The organism is Thermoanaerobaculia bacterium, assembly GCA_018057705.1.
GTDB lineage: Bacteria > Acidobacteriota > Thermoanaerobaculia > Multivoradales > JAGPDF01 > JAGPDF01.
The window spans coordinates 1-19,796 of record JAGPDF010000050.1 but is presented as its reverse complement, the minus strand read 5'-3'; the positions used below and the strand labels follow the sequence as shown (position 1 = coordinate 19,796).

15 protein-coding genes are annotated in these 19,796 nt (G+C 69.8%); 14 read left to right on the top strand and 1 reads right to left on the bottom strand.

From position 1 onward, the window contains the following. The first annotated feature begins 3 nt into the window (after positions 1–3). Genes KBI44_14660 through KBI44_14620 form a run of 9 tightly spaced genes read left to right on the top strand, consistent with a single transcriptional unit; the run spans position 4 to position 10,718 of the window. The gene (locus tag KBI44_14660; protein ID MBP9145723.1) at positions 4–729 is read left to right on the top strand and encodes a TetR/AcrR family transcriptional regulator; all 726 of its coding nucleotides are present in this window, start codon (positions 4–6) and stop codon (positions 727–729) included. Next, positions 729–3,083, top strand: a complete 2,355-nt coding sequence (locus KBI44_14655) for a TonB-dependent receptor (GenBank protein ID MBP9145722.1) — start codon at positions 729–731, stop codon at positions 3,081–3,083. Before KBI44_14660 ends, KBI44_14655 begins: the two co-directional genes overlap by 1 nt. Before the next feature lie 10 nt (positions 3,084–3,093). After that, on the top strand, positions 3,094–3,882 hold the full coding sequence (locus tag KBI44_14650) for an SDR family oxidoreductase (protein MBP9145721.1): 789 nt from the start codon (positions 3,094–3,096) through the stop codon (positions 3,880–3,882). 18 nt (positions 3,883–3,900) lie between these two features. After that, positions 3,901–4,899 (top strand): alpha/beta hydrolase, encoded by a 999-nt coding sequence (locus KBI44_14645; protein ID MBP9145720.1) that lies wholly within the window; start codon positions 3,901–3,903, stop codon positions 4,897–4,899. Next, positions 4,896–6,509, top strand: a complete 1,614-nt coding sequence (locus KBI44_14640) for an AMP-binding protein (GenBank protein ID MBP9145719.1) — start codon at positions 4,896–4,898, stop codon at positions 6,507–6,509. Before KBI44_14645 ends, KBI44_14640 begins: the two co-directional genes overlap by 4 nt. After that, positions 6,506–7,321: an alpha/beta fold hydrolase gene (locus KBI44_14635; GenBank protein MBP9145718.1), complete on the top strand. Its 816-nt coding sequence runs from the start codon at positions 6,506–6,508 to the stop codon at positions 7,319–7,321. The genes KBI44_14640 and KBI44_14635 overlap by 4 nt, the downstream gene beginning before the upstream one ends. After that, positions 7,318–8,520 (top strand): thiolase family protein, encoded by a 1,203-nt coding sequence (locus KBI44_14630; protein ID MBP9145717.1) that lies wholly within the window; start codon positions 7,318–7,320, stop codon positions 8,518–8,520. The genes KBI44_14635 and KBI44_14630 overlap by 4 nt, the downstream gene beginning before the upstream one ends. A 39-nt stretch (positions 8,521–8,559) precedes the next feature. Beyond that, positions 8,560–9,426, top strand: a complete 867-nt coding sequence (locus KBI44_14625) for an alpha/beta hydrolase (protein MBP9145716.1) — start codon at positions 8,560–8,562, stop codon at positions 9,424–9,426. 14 nt (positions 9,427–9,440) lie between these two features. Beyond that, positions 9,441–10,718 (top strand): MFS transporter, encoded by a 1,278-nt coding sequence (locus KBI44_14620; protein ID MBP9145715.1) that lies wholly within the window; start codon positions 9,441–9,443, stop codon positions 10,716–10,718. 15 nt (positions 10,719–10,733) lie between these two features. On the opposite strand, the gene KBI44_14615 is transcribed toward KBI44_14620, so the two are convergent. Next, a complete protein-coding gene (locus KBI44_14615) occupies positions 10,734–12,008 on the bottom strand; it encodes a hypothetical protein (GenBank protein ID MBP9145714.1) in 1,275 nt (424 codons plus the stop codon). Between the two features lie 226 nt (positions 12,009–12,234). Between KBI44_14615 and KBI44_14610 the strand changes: the two genes are divergently transcribed. The 5 genes from KBI44_14610 to KBI44_14590 all read left to right on the top strand — a co-directional run. Beyond that, the gene (locus KBI44_14610) at positions 12,235–14,721 is read left to right on the top strand and encodes a response regulator (GenBank protein MBP9145713.1); all 2,487 of its coding nucleotides are present in this window, start codon (positions 12,235–12,237) and stop codon (positions 14,719–14,721) included. 6 nt (positions 14,722–14,727) lie between these two features. Next, positions 14,728–15,222 (top strand): cupin domain-containing protein, encoded by a 495-nt coding sequence (locus KBI44_14605; GenBank protein ID MBP9145712.1) that lies wholly within the window; start codon positions 14,728–14,730, stop codon positions 15,220–15,222. Beyond that, complete coding sequence (locus KBI44_14600; protein MBP9145711.1) at positions 15,223–17,592, top strand: serine/threonine protein kinase; 2,370 nt, start codon at positions 15,223–15,225, stop codon at positions 17,590–17,592. Next, on the top strand, positions 17,589–18,983 hold the full coding sequence (locus KBI44_14595; GenBank protein MBP9145710.1) for a hypothetical protein: 1,395 nt from the start codon (positions 17,589–17,591) through the stop codon (positions 18,981–18,983). The genes KBI44_14600 and KBI44_14595 overlap by 4 nt, the downstream gene beginning before the upstream one ends. 49 nt (positions 18,984–19,032) lie before the next feature. Then, positions 19,033–19,796, top strand: a 764-nt coding sequence (locus KBI44_14590; GenBank protein ID MBP9145709.1) for an aminotransferase class III-fold pyridoxal phosphate-dependent enzyme, incomplete at its 3' end; no start/stop codon positions are given.

Genomic DNA, 19,796 nt, shown 5'->3' with positions numbered 1-19,796 from the left:
CTCATGACAGCCAAAGTGCGGCAGCTCGAGAAGTCGGAGGCCTCCATCGCGGCGGTACTGGACGCCGGGCTGGCCCTCTTCTCGACCCAGGGCTACCGCGCCACGACGCTGCGCCAGATCGCCGAGCGCGCCGGGCTCTCGGTCGGCAACATCTACCACCACTTTCCGGACAAGCACGCGATCTACCAGCGGCTGATCGAAATCTACTGGGAGCGCCTGGTCGACCCGAACCTCGCGCTCAACCAGGTGTTCGCCCGCGGTAACTTCCCCGAGGACCTCGAAGAGCTCGCCGACGCGATCGAGCAGGTGGTCGACGAGAACGGTCCCCACATCCTGCTCATCTATCTCGACGTCATCGAGTTCCAGGGCGAGCACATCCGCGCCTTCTACGAGGGGATGGCGGCGCGATTCTCGGCGGCGTACGGCCCGCGATTCGCGCAGCGCAAACAGGCCGGCGACTTCGGCGATGCCGATCCGATGGTCGCGGTGATGCTCGCCTCGCGCTGGTTCTTCTACTTCTTCACCGTCGAGAAGTGCTTCGGCGCGCCGCTCCACTTCGGCATGACGCCGAAGCAGGCGGTCGGAGAGTTCATTCGTCTGCTGCGCTTCGGCCTCGTGCCGCGAACCACCGCCGAGAGCCTGCCGCCTTCCACCCAATCGTCCGCCCGGAAGAGTCCGGCGGCCACAGCCACGACCACCAGGTCCAGAACCAAGAAAAGGGGCAAGTGATGACAGAACCCGCGGATGTGACGGCGATCGAGACCGCAGCACCTCCCCGAAGGTGGCGCCTCGTCGCCCCGCTGGCCGTGCTGGCGCTTTTCGGCCTCGGCCTGCCGCCCGCCGACGCGCAGGAGAATACCCCCCCGCCCGCCGGCGCGCCTGCAGCGACGCCGGAGGAGGACGTCGCGGCCGAAGCGAAGGCCGCCGAAGAGGAGGGCATGGAGCAGGTCGGCGAGGAGATCGTCGTCACGGCGCGCCGACGCGAGGAGAATCTGCAGGAGGTACCGATCGCCGTCACCGTGGTCACCGGCGACCGGCTCGAGGAGACCGCCGCGGCCGACATCTCCGAGCTCCAGGGGCAGGTCCCCAACCTCGCGATCTACCAGGGCCGCAACCAGTCGTCGACGCTCACCGCCTTCATGCGCGGCATCGGCCAGGCCGACCCGCTCTGGGGCGTCGACCCGGGCGTCGGCCTCTACATCGACGACGTCTACCTGGCGCGCCCGCAGGGAGCGCTGCTCGACGTCTACGATGTCGGGCGCATCGAGGTGCTGCGCGGACCCCAGGGCACGCTCTACGGCAAGAACACGATCGGCGGCGCGATCAAGTACGTCAGCCGTCCACTCACCGACGATACTTCCGCCATGATCTCGGTCTCGCCCGGCACGCAGTCGAATCTCGACCTGCGCGCCAGCTTCGCCGGCGCACTCATTCCGGGCAAGGTGCGCGGCAAGCTGGCGATCGCCTCGCTCCAGCATGAAGGCTACGGCACCAACCTCTACACCGGCCGCGACGTTTCCGATCGCAAGACCCTGGCGGCGCGCGGCGGGCTCGACTGGCTGGTCTCCGAGGACGTCAAGGTGGCCGTGAGCCTCGACTTCACGCGCGACGACGCCGAGCCCAAGGGCTACCAGCGCCTGGCGGCGAACCCGCTCTGTCCGCTTTTCCTGGGCGCGACCTGCCCGCCGCTCGACGATCGCTGGGACACCCAGAGCGGCCTCGCGCCGGTGAACGGCACCGACTCGATGGGCGCCTCGATGGTCATCTCGTGGGACGTCAACGACGCCTGGCTCTTCAAGTCGATCACCGCCTACCGCGAGTCCGATTCGGAGAACAACATCGATTTCGATACCACTCCGGCGCGCATCACCGACGTCCAGGCCACCTACTACGACAACCAGGTCTCGCAGGAGTTCCAGTTCATCTACGACGCCGGCTCGAAGCTCACCGGCGTCCTGGGTCTCTACTACTTCGACGGCGAGGCGGGCGGCCTGGTGAAGAACATCTTCCTCAACCGGATCTTCGGCACCACCGACGGCAAGACACTCACCGATTCGCTGGCGCTCTTCGGCGAGGGCAGCTACGCCTTCTCCGACCAGTGGACCTTCAACCTCGGCCTGCGGGCGACGCGCGAGACGAAGAACGGCATCGCGTTCAACGCCGGCTACACCAACGACACGTTCACCGTGGTCAATGCGATCACCGCCGACTACGACAAGGAGGAGACCTTCGACTCGATCGCGCCGAAGCTCGGTGTCGACTATCGCTTCAGCGACTCTGCCATGGGCTACTTCACCTTGAGCCGCGGCTTCAAGAGCGGCGGCTTCAACGTCCGCGCGCAGTCGACCATCTTCCCCGAGTCGGCCGAGCCGTTCGACGACGAGGTGCTGACGGTCGGCGAGCTCGGCCTGAAGTCGACCCTCGCGGGCGGCCAGTTGGTGATGAACTCAGCCATCTTCTACGGCACCTACGAGGACGTGCAGGTCTCCACCTTCACCGCCTACGACTCGAACGGCGATGGCACCGAGGACGCCTTCTTCGGCAACTTCCTGAACGCCGGCAACGCCACCATGAAGGGCGTCGAGGTCGAGTTCGACTTCTCGAGTCACAGCGTCGAGTGGTTCGGCCTCAACGGCTTCGTGAGCTACCTCGACCTCACCCCGGACGAGTTCCTCGACGAGAACAACGACGGCTTCGTCGACACCCAGGTGATCACCAACGCCCCCGAGTTCACCGGCGGGTTGCACGTGAACTTCGACTTCCCGGCGTTCGGCGGCCTGTTGACCGCGAGCGTCGGCGGCGCCTACCGCGACGACGCCATTCTCACCAACGAGGGCGGACCGTATCCGGGGCGTCCGGGCCAGCCGCTGCTGCCGATCTCCCAGCCGGCCTACGAGCTCTACGACGCCTGGGTCTCCTGGCTCTCGCCCAACGCCAACTGGCGCCTGGCACTGAACGGCAAGAACCTGACGGACGAGGAGTACCTGACCAACGGCTACAACATCCCGTCGCTCGGCATCCTGACGGGCTCGTACGGCGCCCCGCGGACCTTCATGGCCACGGTCGAGTTCCGGTTCTTCTAGGCCCGGGCCGATGATCGAAACCGGACTCTCCGGCCGCGTCGTCGTCGTCACCGGCGCCGCGGCCGGTATCGGCCTGGCGGTCGCCCGCCGCTTCGCGCGTGAAGGTGCGCGCGTCGCGGCGTGGGATGTCGCCCATCTCCCCGGCCTCGAAGAGGAGCTCGCAAGCGCGGCCCCTGCCGGCGCCGGCGAGGCCATGGTCGCGCGCGTCGACGTCACCGATCGCGCGGCGGTGGAGGCCGCCACGGCCGCCGTCGTCGCGCGTTGGGGGCGTTACGACGTTCTCGTCAACAACGCCGGCATCGTGCGCGACGCTCAGCTCGTGAAGTGGAAGGACGGCGCGGTCGCCTCGCTCATGGAGGACGACGCCTTCGACGCCGTCGTTGCCGTCAACTTCAAGGGCGTCTTTCTCTGCGCCCGCGCCGCGGCGCCGCACATGATACGGGCGGGGGCGGGTGCAATCCTCAACGCCTCCTCAGTCGTCGGTCTCTACGGCAACTTCGGCCAGACCAACTACGCCGCGACGAAGAGCGCCGTCATCACGATGACCCGCACCTGGTCGCGCGAGCTCGGACGCTACGGCATCCGGGTGAACGCGGTCGCGCCGGGATTCATCGCCACCGAGATCCTCGCCGCCATGCCACCGAAAGTTCTCGACGGCATGGTCGGGCACACCCCGCTCGGCAGGATGGGACGTCCCGAGGAGATCGCCGAGGCCTATCTCTGGCTCGCCTCGGACGCCGCCTCCTACATCACCGGCGCGGTCCTTTCGGTCGACGGCGGGCTGGTTACCGGAACATGATGCGAGGGGGACTGGACTATGCCTGACCGCCGCAGTGCGGGCGCCTGTGTCGCTCGAGTCGCGGGTGTCTTCGGAGCTGCCGGAGCCACCGCCCTCCTTGCCGGCACCCTCCTCGCGCAAACCGAAGGACCGTCGCTCGAGAAGCTCGAGAAGTACCGTCGCGACGCCCTTGTCGCCGGCGGATTCGCTCCGCTGGTACTGGGTGGCGAGACCGATCGCCAGGTCTCGCTCGTCCACGGCAAGGGGCAGCCGCTCCTCTTCCTGCACGGCGTCGGCAATCAGGGGGGGAGCTGGTTCGAGGTGGCGCCGGCCTTCGTCACGCGCTACCGCGTCGTCGTGCCGGACCTGCCCGGGCACGGCGAGAGCGCCCCCGCGACCGGCGACCTGCCGATGGCGACGGTCGTCGCCGGCGCCGAGCGCCTGCTCCTCGCGGTGACCACGGAGCGACCGGCCATCGTCGTCGGCAACTCCATGGGGGCGTGGATCGCGACTCTCCTCGCCCTGCGCCACCCGGAGCGTGTCGAGCGGATCGTGCTGGTCAACGGCGGGCCACTGCCGGGCGCACCGGGTGGACCCTCCCTGCTGCCGCAGAACCGCGAGCAGGCCGCGCAGCTGATGGCGATGCTGCGCGACCCGGCGGCTCCGCCGCTCCCCGACTGGTTGCTCGATGACCTCGTCCGTCGGGCTCCTACCGGTCCGACGGCCCGGATGATGCGCGACATCCCGGGTCTCGTCGCGCACATGTTGATCGGCCGCCTCGGCGAGGTGAAGACTCCGGCCGACCTCCTCTGGGGCGCCTCTGACCAGTTGATGAAGACCTCCTACGCCGAGCAGTTGCTGGCGCAGTTTCCCGCCGCCCGCCTGACCCTTCTCGAGCACTGCGGGCACATTCCGGCGCTCGAATGCGCGCCGGCTTTCGTCGCTGCGCTCGACAAGCTCCTCGCGGCGCCGCTCCCCGCTCCGGTAGCACCCATCGGCGCGCCCGCTCCAGGCGGCGCCACGAGCCCGCGGGAATGATCTCCGCCGATGTGCTCGGCGAGCGCGCCCGGCTCACCCCCGACGCGCCGGCGTTGGTGGTCGTCGATCCACCGCTGCGCCTGTCCTATCGCGAGCTCGAGGAGCGGGCGCGGCGCGCCGCGCTCGTCCTCCGGGAGCTCGGTGCCGCTCCGGACGACCGCGTAGCGCTCCTCGCCCACAATCGGGTCGAGTTCCTCGACCTCTTCTTCGCCGCCGGCAAGGGGGCCTGCGTCCTCGTGCCCCTCGGCACGCGGCTCACCGCGCACGAGATCGCGCCGATCCTCGCCGACAGCGGGGCACGAATGGTGGTCTACGGCGGCGAGTTCGCGACGCTCGTCGAGTCGCTGCGTGCGCTGCCCGAAGCGGCGGCGGTCGCGACCTGGATCGCGCTCGATGCACCGCTCGCCCCCGGAGACCGGCCGTTCGCCGAGCTCGCCGCCGCGGCGAACCCAGCCGGTTTCCTTCCGGCGCGGCGCACGCCCGAGGACCTCTACTGTCTCCTCTACACCTCGGGAACGACGGGCCGCCCGAAGGGCGTGATGATCCCGCACCGGCAGGTGGCCTGGAACGGCTACAACACCGTTGCCTCGTGGCAGCTCACCGCCACCGACGTCTCGCCGATCTTCACCCCGCTCTACCACGCGGGCGGCCTGTTCGCCTTCCTGGTGCCGATCATGACCATCGGCGGCACGATCGTCCTGCATCGCGACTTCGACCCGGCCGAGATCTGGAGCACGGTCGAACGGGAGCGCTGCACGGTGATCCTCGGCGTGCCGACGATCTGGAAGCTCCTGGCCGAGGCGCCGGAGTTCGCCGCCGCCGACCTCTCCTCGGTGCGCTGCCTCTACTCGGGCGGCGCGCCTCTCCCGACCTGGATCGCCGAGCTCTACCAGCGGCGGGGCCTCGCCTTCAAGCAGGGTTTCGGAATGACCGAGGTCGGCGTCAACTGCTTCGCCATGACGATCGCGGACTCGGTCCGCAAACTGGGTTCGATCGGCAAGGCGATGATGCACACCGAGGTCCGTCTGGTCGGCCCGGACGGCCACGATGTCCCGACCGGCGAGGTGGGCGAGCTCTGGTTCCGCGGTCCCCACGTGTCGCTCGGCTACTGGAGGAACCCCGAAGCGACTGCGGCGGCCTATGGCGCCGACGGCTGGTTCCGCTCCGGCGACCTCGCACGTCGCGACGACGAGGGCTTCTTCACGATCGCCGGCCGCGCCAAGGAGATGATCATCAGCGGCGGCGTCAACATCTTCCCGGCCGAGATCGAAGCGGTGCTGCTGCAGCACCCGGGCGTGCGCGATGCCGCGGTCGTCGGCGTCGAGGATCCGACCTGGGGCGAGGTCGGAGTCGCCTTCGTCGTGCCGCTCGCTCCCGCCGGCGCCGCCGGCTCCGGTGGCTCCGATGGCTCCGGGAGTGCTTTGCTCCCGTCGCTCCTCGAATTCGTCGGGGCGCGCCTGGCGCGCTTCAAACTGCCGAAGGAGATCGTCCAGCTCCCGGAACTGCCGCGCACCGCCTATGGCAAGGTGATCAAAGGCAAGCTCCGGGCGCGCTACCTCTCCGACAAAGCGAGCCATTCACCCGCCGATCGCGACAAGATTCACGAATGACCGGATCCCAGGTACTGACGCATCGCATCGAGGGCGAAGGTCCGCCTGTCGTCCTGCTCAACGGCGGAATGATGACCTTTCCGTCCTGGGAGGCGGTCGCGGCGCCCCTGCGGGCGCGCTATCGCCTCCTGCGCTTCGATTTTCGCGGCCAACTGCTGTCGCCACCGTCCGCCGCCGATGTCATGCCGTCCGACCTTGCCGGGCACGCCGCCGACGTCGAAGCGTTGCTCGACCGGCTGGGCTGGGAGTCGGCGCATCTCATCGGCGCCTCGTTCGGCGCCGAGGTGGCGCTCGAGCTCACCGCCAGCCGGCCGGAGAGAGTGCGCTCCCTGGTGGTGATCACCGCCATGGATCGCGAGACGCCCGAGTTCCGCCGCGGCAGCGACGAAATGCGGGCTGTGCTCGCGCGCCGTCTCGAAGGCGGCGACCAGGCGCTGTTCTACGACCTGCTCGTCGAGAGCGTCTACTCCGCCGGCTACCGTCGCGCCGAGGCGGCGACGCTCGCCGCCCGCCGCGCCCAGACCGATCAGCTGCCGCGGGCCTGGTTCGAAGGTGTCGACCGGCTGCTCGCGGCGCTCGAAGGGTTCGACCTCTCTGCGCGCCTGCACAGGGTCCGCGGCCGGGCCCTCGCGCTGCTCGCTGCCGACGACCGGATCATGGACGAAGACCGGGCGCGTGCGCTCGCCGCGGCGATCGGCGCGGCGGTCGCCGTGCATCCAACCTCGGGCCACGCCCTGGTGGTCGAAGACCCCGATTGGGTCGCCAGCGCCTGTCTCGATTTCCTCGACGAAACGGAAGGACGAAAGAGATGAAACCGCTCTACCTCGCGGCCTATCACCAGTCCCGCTTCGGCAAGCTCGGAGCGCTCACGGTGCCGGAGATTCTCGAGTCGGCCGTCCTCGGCGTTTGCGACGAGATCGCCGCCGATGCCGCGCTGATCGACGTCGCCTCGGTTGCTGCCGCCTGCAACTTCACGCTGAACCGCCAGGGCCTGCTCGCCGGCCTGGTCGCAGAAATTCCCGGCCTCGCCGGAAAGCCGATCGAGGCGGTCGAGAACGCCTGTGCCTCCGGCGGCCAGGCAGTGCTCGCGGTCGCCCGGAAGCTCGCGCTCGGCGAGGGAGAGGTCGGCATCGCCATCGGCTACGAGAAGATGCGCGGCGACGACGGCAAAGTCGACGGCGCGCGGGTCGGCGAGGTGCTGGGCTACTTCTCCCATCCCGACGAACGGGCCGGCAAGACCTACGTCTTTCCGCACCTCTTCGCGGAAGTCATGACCGAGTACATGCTGACCTTCGGCGTCTCGGAAGAGGATCTGGCGCGAATTGCGGTCGCCGAGTACGCCCATGCGCAACACAATCCGGATGCCCAGATGCGCGGCGTGGAGCTCACCCTCGAGCAGGCGATGACGATCGCCGGCCCCAACCGCTACATCGTCCCCGGCCTGCCGCTCAAGACCTACGACTGTTCGCAGATCACCGACGGCTATGCCGCGCTCATTCTGGCCACCGAAGAGGGGCTCTCCCGGCTCGGCGTGGCGCGCGCCGGCGCGGTACGTCTCGCGGGCTGGGCGCAGGCTACCGATCCGCTGCGCAAGGCCGGACGCGACGTCCTGCGTCCCGCGGGAGCGCGATCGGCGATGCGCCAGGCGCTCGCCATGGCGAAGGTCGGCCCGGCCGACCTCGACGTCGCCGAGGTTCATGACTGCTTTTCGGTGATGGGTGCCATCGGCGTCGAGGTGCTCGGCCTCGCGGAGCCCGGCGCCGGAGCCCGCTTCTGGGCCGAGGGCCGCGCCGCGGTGGACGGCGATTGCGCAATCAACACCTCCGGGGGGCTTCTCGCGAAGGGGCATCCGATCGGAGCCACCGGCGTCGCGATGCTCGGCTGGAGCTTCCGCCAGCTCCTCGGCCGCGCTCCGGCCCCCCTGCAGCGGCGCGACGCACGCGTCGCCGCCACGTTCAACATCGGCGGACCGATCTGTGCCACGGTCTGCACCGTCCTGACGCGCGACTGACCGGCGCTCGCAGAGCGCGAGAAGCTACCGAGGAGCCCGATGGCCGAAGTCACTCCGTACCGCAGCGGCTACCTTCCCGACCCGCTGCGTCCGCAGCACCGGATCTGGTGGGAGCTCCACGGCACCGGCGACCGCGAAGTGGTCTGCCTGCTGAACGGCCTCGCCATGCACACCCGCGCCTGGTATCCGTTCATCGAAGACCTCGCGGGCTACGACGTGCTGCTGTTCGACTACATCGGGCAGGGCGCTTCCGCCTGTCCCGACGAACCGGTCACGATGCCGCAACTTGCCGGCGAGCTCGGAGCCATCCTCGACGAAGTGGGCATCGAGCGCGTGCACGCGATGGGGGTCTCCTACGGCGGCTTCGTGGCGCTCGAGTTCGCCCGGCTCTACCAGGAACGCCTGCACACCCTCACCGTCTCGGGGATTCTGCTCTCGAACGAACGCCTGTTCGAGCTCTACCAGGCGATCTCGCTGCGCTTCTACGCCGGCGGGCCGGAGCTCTTTCCGCTCTACACGCAGTACATGTACGAGAAGATCTTCGGCGAGCGCTTTCTCCGCACCATCGATCCGGCGCAGTTCGAAGGCATGCGCCAGCGCTTCGAAGAGCGCTACATCGGGCGCATCCACAGCCTGGTGCGCCTCACCGAGGCGCAGAACCCGTTCTTCGCTGGCCTCGAGGCGCGCCTCGACGAATATCGCGCCGTCCGCACGCCGACCCTCATCCTCGCCGGCGAACAGGACCGCTGCATCCCGCTCTGGGCCCAGGCGAAGCTCGCCACGATCTTCCCCAACAGCCGCTACGAGCTCCTCCCCGAGGCCGGGCACGTCGTCTACCTCGAGCGCCGCGAGCTCTTCTTTCCCCGCCTGCGGCGCTTCCTCGCCGGGCGCGACCCCAACGCCTGAGGAGTCCCGATCCGATGTCCTCCCGCCAGCCCGACGATCCCGCCGGCAAGGTCTCCCGCGCCGCCTGGGGACTGCTCCTCTTCCTCACCGCCTTGAACGTCCTCAACTTCGTCGACCGGATGCTGATCGCGAGCCTGGCGCCGCTGCTGATCGCCGACCTCGGCTTGACCCGCGCCCAGATCGGCCTGCTGGCCGGCTTCGGCTTCGTCTTCTTCTACACCCTGGTCGGACTCTTCCTCGGCATCGCCGCCGACCGCTACCGCCGCTTCCCGCTGATCGCCGCCGGCGTCGTCCTGTGGAGCGCGATGACCGCGCTCTCCGGTTGGGCGAGGAGCTTCGCCCAACTCGCCATCCCGCGCATCTTCGTCGGTATCGGCGAAGCGACGCTGACGCCGGCGGCGCTGTCGATGCTCGGCGACGCCTTCCCGGTGCGCCGGCTGGGGCTCGCGATCGGCGTCTACTACGCCGGCATCCCGCTCGGCATGGCGCTCGCGCTCATCTCTTCGAGCCTCATCGCGCCGCGCTTCGGCTGGCGGGTCTCGTTCTGGGTCCTCGGGGCCATCGGGATTCTCGCCACCACGCTTCTCCTGATCCTGCGCGAACCAGAGCGCCGCAAGGTCGCCGCCGCTTCGGCGGCCGAGCAGAAGCGCCGGCCGGCGGTCGGCGAGCTGTTGCGCGATCTCGGGCGCGCACTCGTCCAGCGTCCGGCGCTCGCGCTCGCGCTCGCCGGCGGATCGCTCCTCTGCTACGGCTCCGGCGCCGCGCTCCACAGCGTGACCTGGCTCGTGCAGGAGCGCGGCTTCGCCTACGCCGACGCCGCCTTTCGCGCCGGTCTCGTCGCCGTCGCGGCGGGCTTCCTCGGCAATCTCGCCGGCGGTGCTTTCGGCGATTTCTGCGCCCGGCGCTGGCGGGGGGGCAGGATCTGGAGCCTGGTCGCCATGACCGCCTTCTTCACCCCGGTCGGCTGGGTCTTCTACTCGGTCGCTCCCGGTACGCCGCTGTTCTACCTCTGCTGGTTCTTCACCAGCGCCGGCACGACCGCCTGGTTCGGACCGCTCTTCTCGGCCTTCCAGGAGCTCGCGCCGGTGCAGGCGCGCTCGACCTTCGTGGCCTTCGCCCTCCTGGTCCTGAACCTCCTCGGGGTCGGTCCGGGGCCGCTCGTCACCGGCATGATCGGCGACGCCCGCGGTCTCACCTCCGGCCTGCTCGTGAGCCTCGTCGTCACCGGCGTCGCGGTCGTTCCCTTCGCCCTCGCCGCGCGCCGCGAGAGCCGCGCCCTGCCGGCGGCCTGACGCCCGCCGGCGGACTCAGAAGGCGTATCGCAACTCGGCCCGGAAGGCGCGCCCGCTCACATCGTCGGTGCCGTTGCGTCGCGCTTCGGGGCGCTCGGCTTCGAGATGGAGCAGCTCGACCGCGCCGCGCAGATGCTCCCCGAAGGTTGCGATCATCGCCAGCGTCCAGGCCGAGCCCGCCTCGCTGTTGTCGTCCCCCGGCGTCGAGTCGCGGTCCTCGACGGTGAAGTCGTCGTAGCGCAGCGAAGTGCGAAGCGCTCCGCGCTGCCAGGAGAGCATCGCGTAGAGGACATCGAAGCCGATGTCGACCTGCGACTGCGAGCGCCGCCCCGGCGGTGCGAAGCCCATCTCGCTGGTGCCGGTCCCCCATTCGCCGAGGATCCGAAAGCCGGCGGGGAGCTCGACCTCGGTCGACAGCCAGCGGAAGTCGGTCTGCCAGGCATACTGACCGGAATGCAGGGCGCGGTCGCCATTGTTGAGGAAAGCGGTCGCCTGAACCACAGCGCGACGCTGCGGCGCGTCCCAGCGTGCGCGGCCGGCGTAGCCCGGCCGATGATCGAGGTCGCGAGAGAACGGCTGGGTGCCACGCCGGTCCTGCTCGGAGAAGGTGGTCGCGAGAGCCGCGAGCGGCGGCAGCGGGAGGAACTCGGCGGTCGGCGTCGGCCGGTCATGGAGCGCGAAGCCGCGCCAGGCGACGAGGGTGCCGGCGGTGTCGTTGCCGCCGAACAGCGTGCCGGCGAGCGACCAGCGCTGGTCGGTCGAGTCCGTCCGGCTCCAGACCAGATCGAGGCCGATCGGCCGGATCTCCTCGGCGATCCAGGAGTTGAGCGCCGAGAGTGTCAGGGTGTAGGGCGAGCTCCAGAGCGCCTCGACGTTCTCGCGCGATGCCGGCAGGAAGAACTGGCCGAGCTTCAGTCCGATCTCGTGGCCGGCGCCGAAGCCGTAGCGCCGTTCGACGAAACCCTCGATCAGACCCGAGGCCGCGGAGCCCGTGGCGGAGTCGCCGCGCGCCGCGCCGTGGACGAACAGGCGCCAGCCCGGTGCCGGCTCCCAGTCGAGCGCAAGGCGAAGCTCGCCGGTCGCCGCCTCGGCGCGCGCGCTCTCCGGCAGCTCGCCGTCCAGGAGCTTGCCGTAGCCGCCGTCGAAAAACGAACGCGTACTCTCGATGGCGCCGCCGGAGAGACGACTCCAGCCGACGACCGCCGGCGGATCGACCGCGGAAACGGGTGCGGCGAGGGCGCCCGCCACGAGCACCTGAAGGGCGGCGAGTCGGGTCCGGATTCCGGGCAAGGGCAAGCACTCCTCCGCAGTAGCGACCACCATCGCCCGGCCGCCTGGACGGGGCGCGAGAGCGCGCACCCTGCTGTCGGATGCCACCGCTCCACCCGAGGTTTCGCCCTCCAGCGCGAGCAGGATACCTCCGCCGCCGGTGGTAGCATCGAAAAACGCTGCTCGGCATGATGAAAAGGCCCGCGCGGAAGGACTTCGTCCGCGAGCCATTCCAAGGGGATCGTGCATGGTCGGCAACTCCGGAGAGGGCGAGGCGGGCGAAGAGCGCAGCCTGGCGGCGCTCACCCAGGAGGTCGCCCTCCTGCAGGCGGTGCTCGACTCGACCGAAGACGGCCTTCTGGTCGTCGACGGCGCGGGCACGATCGTACGCTTCAACCGCCGCTTCGCCGAGCTCTGGCGTGTGCCAGGAGAGATTCTGCGCAGCGGTGACGACGGCCGGGCCCTCGCTTACGTGCTCGATCAGCTGACGGATCCCGAGGGCTTCCTCGCCAAGGTGAAGGAGCTCTACGCGCAGCCCGACGCCGTGAGTGAGGATCTGCTGCACTTCAAGGACCGCCGCGTCCTGGAGCGGACTTCGCGGCCGCAGTTGCTCCACGGCGTGCCGGCCGGGAGGATCTGGAGCTTCCGCGACGTCACTCGCCGCTACCGTGGAGAGGTCGTCCGCGACGCCGCGTACCGCATTGCCGTGGCGGCACAGAAAGTCCGCGAGCTGCCGGAGCTCTGCGGCGCGATCCACGAAGTCGTGCGCGGACTGATGCCGGCCGAGAACTTCTACATCGCGCTGCACGATCGCTCGCGCGGACTGCTGAGCTTCCCCTATTTCGTCGATACCCTGGAGCCACCGCCCGAGCCCGCGCCACTCGGGCGCGGTTTCACCGAGTACGTCCTGCGCACCGGCCGACCGTTGCTCGCCACAGGCGATCTGGTCACGGAGCTCGCCGACCGGGGTGAGGTCGAGCTGGTCGGTCCGCCGTCGGTCGACTGGATGGGTGTTCCGCTCGCCGGCGAGGACGGAACGATCGGCGCGATCGTCGTTCAGAGCTACGACGGTGAGCCGCGCCTCACTGCCGAAGACCTCGAGCTGCTCGTCTTCGTCTCCGGGCAGATCGCCCTGGTGCTGCGCCGGCGACTCGCCGCTGACGCGCTGCGCGAGCGCGAGACGCGCCTGCGCTTGCTGCTCGCGCAACTCCCGGCCCTGCTCTGGACGACCAATCTCGAGCTGCGCTACACCTCGACCGACGGCAGCGCCCTCGCGACACTGGGACTCGAGCCGGGGGCCGGCGTCGAAACGACCCTCTACGAGATGTTTGCGACCACCGACCGGTCCCTCCCCGCCATCGCTACCCACCTGCGCGCCGTCAGCGGCCACCCCGGCTCTTACGAACAGCAATGGGCCGACCACACCTACTCCTGCCACGTCGAGCCCCTGCGCGACGTGGCAGGCGCGATCATCGGTACCATCGGCGTGGCGATCGACATCTCCGACCGCAAGTCGCTCGAAGAGGAACTGCGCCAATCCCAGAAAATGGAGGCGATCGGGCGGCTCGCCGGCGGTATCGCGCACGACTTCAACAATCTCCTGACGTCGATCCTCGGCGGCAGCAGCCTCGTCCTCGACCGGCTCGATTCCGGTGTCGGCGGCGGCGCGGGCAGAGAGACCCCTTTCCGCGCCGAGATCGAGGAGATCCAGGCGGCCGCCGAGCGCGCCGCAGCGCTGACGCAGCAGCTGCTGGCGTTCAGCCGCCGTCAGGTCGTGGAGCCGCGCGCCCTCGACCTGAACACGATCGCTCGAAACACCGCCCGGATGCTCGAGCGCCTGCTCGGCGAAGAGATCCGCCTGGAGCTCGCCTTCGATCCCGCCCTCGCGCCGGTCCGCGCCGACGAGGGTCAGATTCATCAGGTGTTGATCAATCTCGCGGTCAACGCCCGCGACGCCATGCCGGAAGGCGGCACCATCCGGATCGCGACCGCGAGCGTCGAAGTGGGCGGTGCTCGGGAAGGGGATGCCGACGCCGTTCCCCCGCCGAGCGCCGACATCCCAGCCGGAAGGTACTCGGTGATCACGGTCGCAGACAGCGGCGTGGGCATGGACGACTGGACTCGCGCGCACATCTTCGAGCCCTTCTTCACCACCAAGGAGAAGGGCAAGGGGACCGGCCTCGGCCTCGCCACCGTCTACGGCATCGTCACCCAGAGCGGCGGCCAGGTCACCGCCGAGAGCTCCGCCGGCAGGGGCTCGACCTTCCGGGTCTACCTGCCCAGCCTGCCCAGCGGGGTGTCGGTGAGCGCCACGACCAGCGAGCCGACGGGGGCCGGGGGTCGCGGCGAGACGGTCCTGCTGGTCGAGGACGAGGGCGCCGTCCGCGACCTCGTCGCCACGGCGCTCCAGGATCGCGGCTACACGCTCCTCACCGCGGCCGATGCCGAAGAGGCACTCGAGCTCGACCGGATCCATGCCGGGGCGATCGACCTGCTGATCACCGACGTCGTCATGCACGGCATGCGCGGCCCCGAGCTCGCGCGCCGCATCCGCGAACGCCGGCCGGAGCTCCCGGTGTTGTTCATGTCGGGCTATCCCGACGACGCTTTCCACGTCGGCGGCGACCTCGACAGCGGGACGGCCTTCCTCCAGAAGCCGTTCCGGGTGCGGGCGCTCGGCGCCAAGGTCGCCGAGGTGCTGCGTGCCGCCCGGCAGCAGCCGGAGGCCGGCTAGACCGCGATGGATTCGCGCGCCGCCCGACTCATCTCCGAGCTCGAGATGCGCCCGCATCCGGAAGGGGGCTACTTCGCCGAGCTCTTCCGTTCGCCGCGCGCCGTCGATCCGCTCGACGGCCGCGGACGACGATCGGCCCTCACCGGCATCTGGTTCCTGATGCTCGCCGGCCAGAGGAGCGCCTGGCACGTCGTCGACTCCGACGAGATCTGGCTGCACTTCGAAGGGGCCGACGTCCGCCTCTGGACCTTCGACGCGGCGACCGGCGCGCTCACCGCGGCGATTCTCGGCCCGCTCGCCGGCGGGAAGAGGGGCAGCGCGCCGCAACGCATCGTTCCGGCGGGCCTCTGGCAGGCGGCCGAGCCACTCGGCGACTTCTCTCTCACCGGCGCCTGTGTCGGGCCGGGCTTCGACTTCGCCGACTTCCGCATGCTCGCCGACGAGCCCGTGGCGCGAGCCGCGCTCGAGCGGACCGATCGGGATCTTCTGAGGCTCCTCTAGTTGAGCCTGGTCGGAACGAACATCGGCCACATCCGCTTCGAGAGCCTCCTGGGCATGGGCGGCATGGGCGAGGTCTACCGCGCCTTCGACGAGAAGCTCGAGCGCGTCGTCGCGGTGAAGACGATCCGCGCGGAGCACCGCCTGTCGGGTACCGCCCGGGCACGGTTCCTGCGCGAAGCGCGGATCCTCTCGCGGCTCGCCGACCCGCTCATCTGCCAGGTCTATGACCTCATCGAATCGGAGGAGGCCGATCTTCTGGTGCTCGAGTTCGTCGACGGCGAGACCCTGGATCAGCTCTCTTCCGGCCGCAGGCTCGCCGAGCGCGAGATCCTCGAGGTCGGCGCGAAGATCGCCTGCGCTCTGACGGTGGCGCACCGCGAGCACATCATCCATCGCGATCTGAAACCGGCCAACATCATGGTGCTGCCCTCCGGCGCGGTGAAGGTGCTCGACTTCGGCATCGCGCGCTCCAGCACCGACGAGTCCACCGAAGGCGAGCCGGGCCGGGACATCGCGCCGGCCTCGCCGGTCTCCGATCGCGTCCAGGCCGCACCCGCGGCGACCGCTTTCGACCCCGAGGGCACGATCGCCCTCCACCGGCGCGGTGCCGGGAGCTCGTCGTTCTCGGCGGCGCTCACCCAGCAGGGGTCGATCGTCGGGACGATCCTCTACATGAGCCCGGAACAGGCTTCGGGCGAGGAGCTCTCCGAAGCGAGCGACCTCTTCTCCTTCGGCATCCTCCTGCAGGAGCTGCTGACCGGGCGGTCTCCCTACCCGAACGAACCGCTGCCGCAGCTTCTGATGCGCGTCGCCGAGAACGGCAGCCTCCCGATCCGGGCGGAAGACGGCATCGATCCCGAGCTGGCGCGCCTGGTGGAGGATCTCAAGCACCCGATTCCGGCCCGTCGCCCGACGGCGAAGGAGTGTCTCGAGCGGCTGCGCCTGCTGCTCGACAAGCCCCAGCGCCTGCGACGGCGGCGTCTCAAGGTCGTCGCGATCTCGATCTCGTTCGCCCTGCTGACGATCGTCCTCGCGGTCGTCTCCTTCCTCGCGGTGCGGGAGAAGCGCGCCCGCGCACATGCCGAGAGCCTCGCCGTGGATCTCGAGCGCGCTGCGAACCGGGCGAATCGCGAAGCCCGCACGGCGAACCGCGTCGTCGAGTTCCTCGTCGACCTCTTCGAGCAGGCCGATCCGGAGCGTTCGCAGGGGCGAGACGTCACGGTGCGCGAGATCGTCGAGCTCGGCGGCCAGAGGATCACGCGCCAACTCGCCAACGAGCCGCTGATTCAGTCGCGGCTGCAGGACACGCTCGGCGGGATCACCTGGCGGCTGGGCGACCTGGACAGCGCGGCGAGCCTGCTCGAGCAGGCGCTCGCCACGGAGGAGCGCGAGCGCGGACCGGACGAGCTCGCGGTGGGCGAGGTGCTCGCACACCTGGGTGCGGTCTACGTCGACCTCGAACGCTTCGCGGAGGCCGCCCGGGTCCTGGCGCGCGCCGAGGCGATCTTCGGCAGACAGGCCGCTCCGCCGGTGGACGAGCTGGCGCGCACCCTCAATTCGATGGGCGCCCTGGCCTACAAACAGGGCGACTTCGAGGCCTCGGAGGAGCGCTTCGCGCGCTCGCTCGAACTGCTGCGCAAGACTCCGGAGCCGCCGGCGCGAGACGTCGCGCTGGCGCTCAACAACCTCGCCATCCTCGCCTGGCGGCGGGCCGACTTCGCGACCGCCGCGGCGCGCTACCGCGAGGCGCTGGTGCTCAACGAGGAGCTGCTCGGCGCGAACCATCCGCATCTCGCGGCGCAGCTCAACAACATGGGGATCCTGGCGCGCGATCTCGGCAACCTCGCCGAGGCCGAGGCGCTCCACCGCCGGGCCCTGGCGATCGCCGAGAAGGCCCAGGGACCGATGCATCCCGATGTGGCGTCGATTCTCAACAGCCTCGCCCGTCTCTACGGCCGGCAGGGGCGCATCGAGGAGGGCATCGCGCTCCTCGAGCGTGCGCTCGAAATCTGTCGCGCCACCTACGGCGACGCGCACGCCGAGACCGCCACGACCCTCCTCCGCCTGGGCGATTTCGAACGCCAGGCGGGCCGCCAGGGGCGCGCCGAGCGTCTCGTGACCAGCGGGAAGGAGAGGCTCACCGCCGCCCTCGGCGCCGAGCATGCTCGGCTCGTCGAAGCCTGGACGGCGCTCGGCAGACTTCGCCGCGACCAGGGCCGATCCGCAGAGGCCGCGGCGGCCCTGCGTGAAGGGCTGCGGATCGGAGCGGCCACGCTGGGGGCCGGCCACCCGGACGTCGCGGCGCTCGAGCGCGAGCTTGCATCTCTGGCGGATCTGCAGGACACTGCGCCGATCGGAGGATCGACATGAAGCCCGAAGCCCGGCTGGCGTGGTCCGCAGGCGTCGCCTTGCTCTGCACTCTGTTCGGCGGCGCCGCGTCGCCGGCCGCTGCCCAGACCCCTCTGCCGGTCGGTCCGCAGGCGCTCGCCAACCTCACCACCACCGGGAATCAGGACGAGTCGGCGGTGGCGATCGACCCCAACGGCAACTTCGTTGTGGTTTGGCGCGACGAGTTCCTGGACGGCAACGCCTCCGCCATCGTCGGCCGCCGCTTCCATGCGCGCACGGGTCTGCCGCTCTCCGGGGAGTTCCTGGTCAATTTCAGTGCCACCGGCGACCAGCGCAACCCGGCGATCGCGGTCGCCGACGACGGCCATTTCGTGGTCGTCTGGGAGGGCCCGGACAACATCAACCCGCCGATCACGCCGGGAATCTTCGGGCGCCTCTTCGCCGCCGACGGCACCCCCCTCACGCCCGACTTCCCGGTCAACGAGGACCACGCCGGCCTGCAGCGCCGGCCCGCCGTCGCCATGCAGCCGAGCGGTGCCTTCGCCGTCGCCTGGCAGGACGACACACCGCCCAATTTCGCGCTCGGGGGAACCGGCGACAACATTCGCGGCCGGTTCTACCCGGCGAACTTCCCCTCCTCGCCGGCCTCCGATCCGCTCTTTCTCAATCTCGGCCTGGACGGTGACCAGGAGGAGCCGGCGGTGGCGGCGATCCCCGGCGGCTGGCTCGTCGGCTGGCAGGGCCCGCGGCAGCTCTCGCCGGTGATTCCCGTGATCCTGGCGCGCGGGTTCGACTCCAACGGCAGCGGCACGGTCGAGTTCGAGGCCAACACCTCGAACACCGTCGTTCAACGCGCCCACGTCGCGCTGGCGGCGAACGGCCAGGGCGACGCGGTCATCGTCTGGGAGGCCGAGGAGACCGCGGGCGAGACGCGGCGCGACATCTTCGCGCGCCGCATCGTCGACGGGGTGCCCACCTCCAGCGAGGAGCCGGTCAACCTCTCGACCGCCAGGGACGAGCGCGAGCCCTCCGTGGCGATCGACCAGCGTGGCGGCTTCGTCACCGTCTGGGTCTCCGCGCCGGCGATCGACCCACCCTTCGAGGCCGCCCCCGAGGGCAGTCCGATCATCATCCAGGGCCGCAAGAAGAACGGCGGCGGCGGCTTCGCCGAGGCGGACGACCCACTGGTTCCACCCCTGGACAGCGAGTTCCTGGTGAGCACTTCGGGCACCGATTTCATCGACCCCTGGGTGGCGAGCGAGCCGCGCGGGAACTTCGTGGTCGCCTGGCAGGGCGTGGACGCCGCCGATTCGCAGGGCAACGGCGTCCTCTACCGCGGCTTCCGCGACGCCCTGTTCGCCGACGACTTCGAGACCGACGACACCTCGCGCTGGAGTGCCGCCTTTCCCTGATGCCGCGATAGGCTTCGAGCTCCACGGCCGCGGTTGGGAGCACGGATCCATGCGACAGAATCTTGAGGAAGCGCAGCAGAAGTCGGCTTACGTCCTCGACCTGATCTCGAAGAAGAGCCTCTCTCCCGACGAGCGGGCGCGCGTCATCGAGGAGTCGGTGCGCTATTGGACGGACCATGTGAACGAGGGGTTCCTGCAGTTCCGCAAGTCGGTTTCGACCGACTACACCGCGGTCGAGTGGGAGGACGAGGGCGCGGTCTTCCGCGACATCCACGGCAAGGAGTTCATCGACATCCTGGGCGGCTACGGTATCTACGTCGTCGGGCACCGGCATCCGCGGGTGATGAAGGCGGTCCGCGACCAGCTCGACCGGCAGGCGATCCATTCGCAGGAGCTGATCGATCCGCTGCGCACCTACCTCGCCAATCTCGTCGCGCTGATCACGCCGGGGGATCTGCAGTACGCCTTCTTCACCAACTCCGGCACCGAGTCGATCGAGGGCTGCCTCAAGATGGCGACGCTCGCGACCGGCAGGCATCACTTCATCGGCGCCGCCGGAGCCTTTCACGGCAAGAGCATGGGCTCGCTCGGCGGCACCTCGAAGGCGGTCTTCCGCGAGCCGTTCCTGCCCCTCCTCCACTGGACGCACGTTCCGTGGGGAGACATCGACGTGCTCGCGAAGATGATGAAGATCTTCGACTTCACCGGCGACCGGGTCGCCGCGGTGGTGCTCGAGCCGATCCAGGGTGAGGGCGGCATCAACGTCGCCCCCGCGGGCTACCTCGCCGCGGCGCGCGAGCTCTGCGACCGCTA

Coding starts and splice junctions, on each gene's coding strand:
- KBI44_14620 (MBP9145715.1), top strand. CDS start 9,441: ATGTCCTCCCGCCAGCCCGACGATCCCGCCGGCAAGGTCTCCCGCGCC.
- KBI44_14650 (MBP9145721.1), top strand. CDS start 3,094: ATGATCGAAACCGGACTCTCCGGCCGCGTCGTCGTCGTCACCGGCGCC.
- KBI44_14595 (MBP9145710.1), top strand. CDS start 17,589: ATGAAGCCCGAAGCCCGGCTGGCGTGGTCCGCAGGCGTCGCCTTGCTC.
- KBI44_14625 (MBP9145716.1), top strand. CDS start 8,560: ATGGCCGAAGTCACTCCGTACCGCAGCGGCTACCTTCCCGACCCGCTG.
- KBI44_14660 (MBP9145723.1), top strand. CDS start 4: ATGACAGCCAAAGTGCGGCAGCTCGAGAAGTCGGAGGCCTCCATCGCG.
- KBI44_14610 (MBP9145713.1), top strand. CDS start 12,235: ATGGTCGGCAACTCCGGAGAGGGCGAGGCGGGCGAAGAGCGCAGCCTG.
- KBI44_14645 (MBP9145720.1), top strand. CDS start 3,901: ATGCCTGACCGCCGCAGTGCGGGCGCCTGTGTCGCTCGAGTCGCGGGT.
- KBI44_14605 (MBP9145712.1), top strand. CDS start 14,728: ATGGATTCGCGCGCCGCCCGACTCATCTCCGAGCTCGAGATGCGCCCG.
- KBI44_14635 (MBP9145718.1), top strand. CDS start 6,506: ATGACCGGATCCCAGGTACTGACGCATCGCATCGAGGGCGAAGGTCCG.
- KBI44_14630 (MBP9145717.1), top strand. CDS start 7,318: ATGAAACCGCTCTACCTCGCGGCCTATCACCAGTCCCGCTTCGGCAAG.
- KBI44_14655 (MBP9145722.1), top strand. CDS start 729: ATGACAGAACCCGCGGATGTGACGGCGATCGAGACCGCAGCACCTCCC.
- KBI44_14640 (MBP9145719.1), top strand. CDS start 4,896: ATGATCTCCGCCGATGTGCTCGGCGAGCGCGCCCGGCTCACCCCCGAC.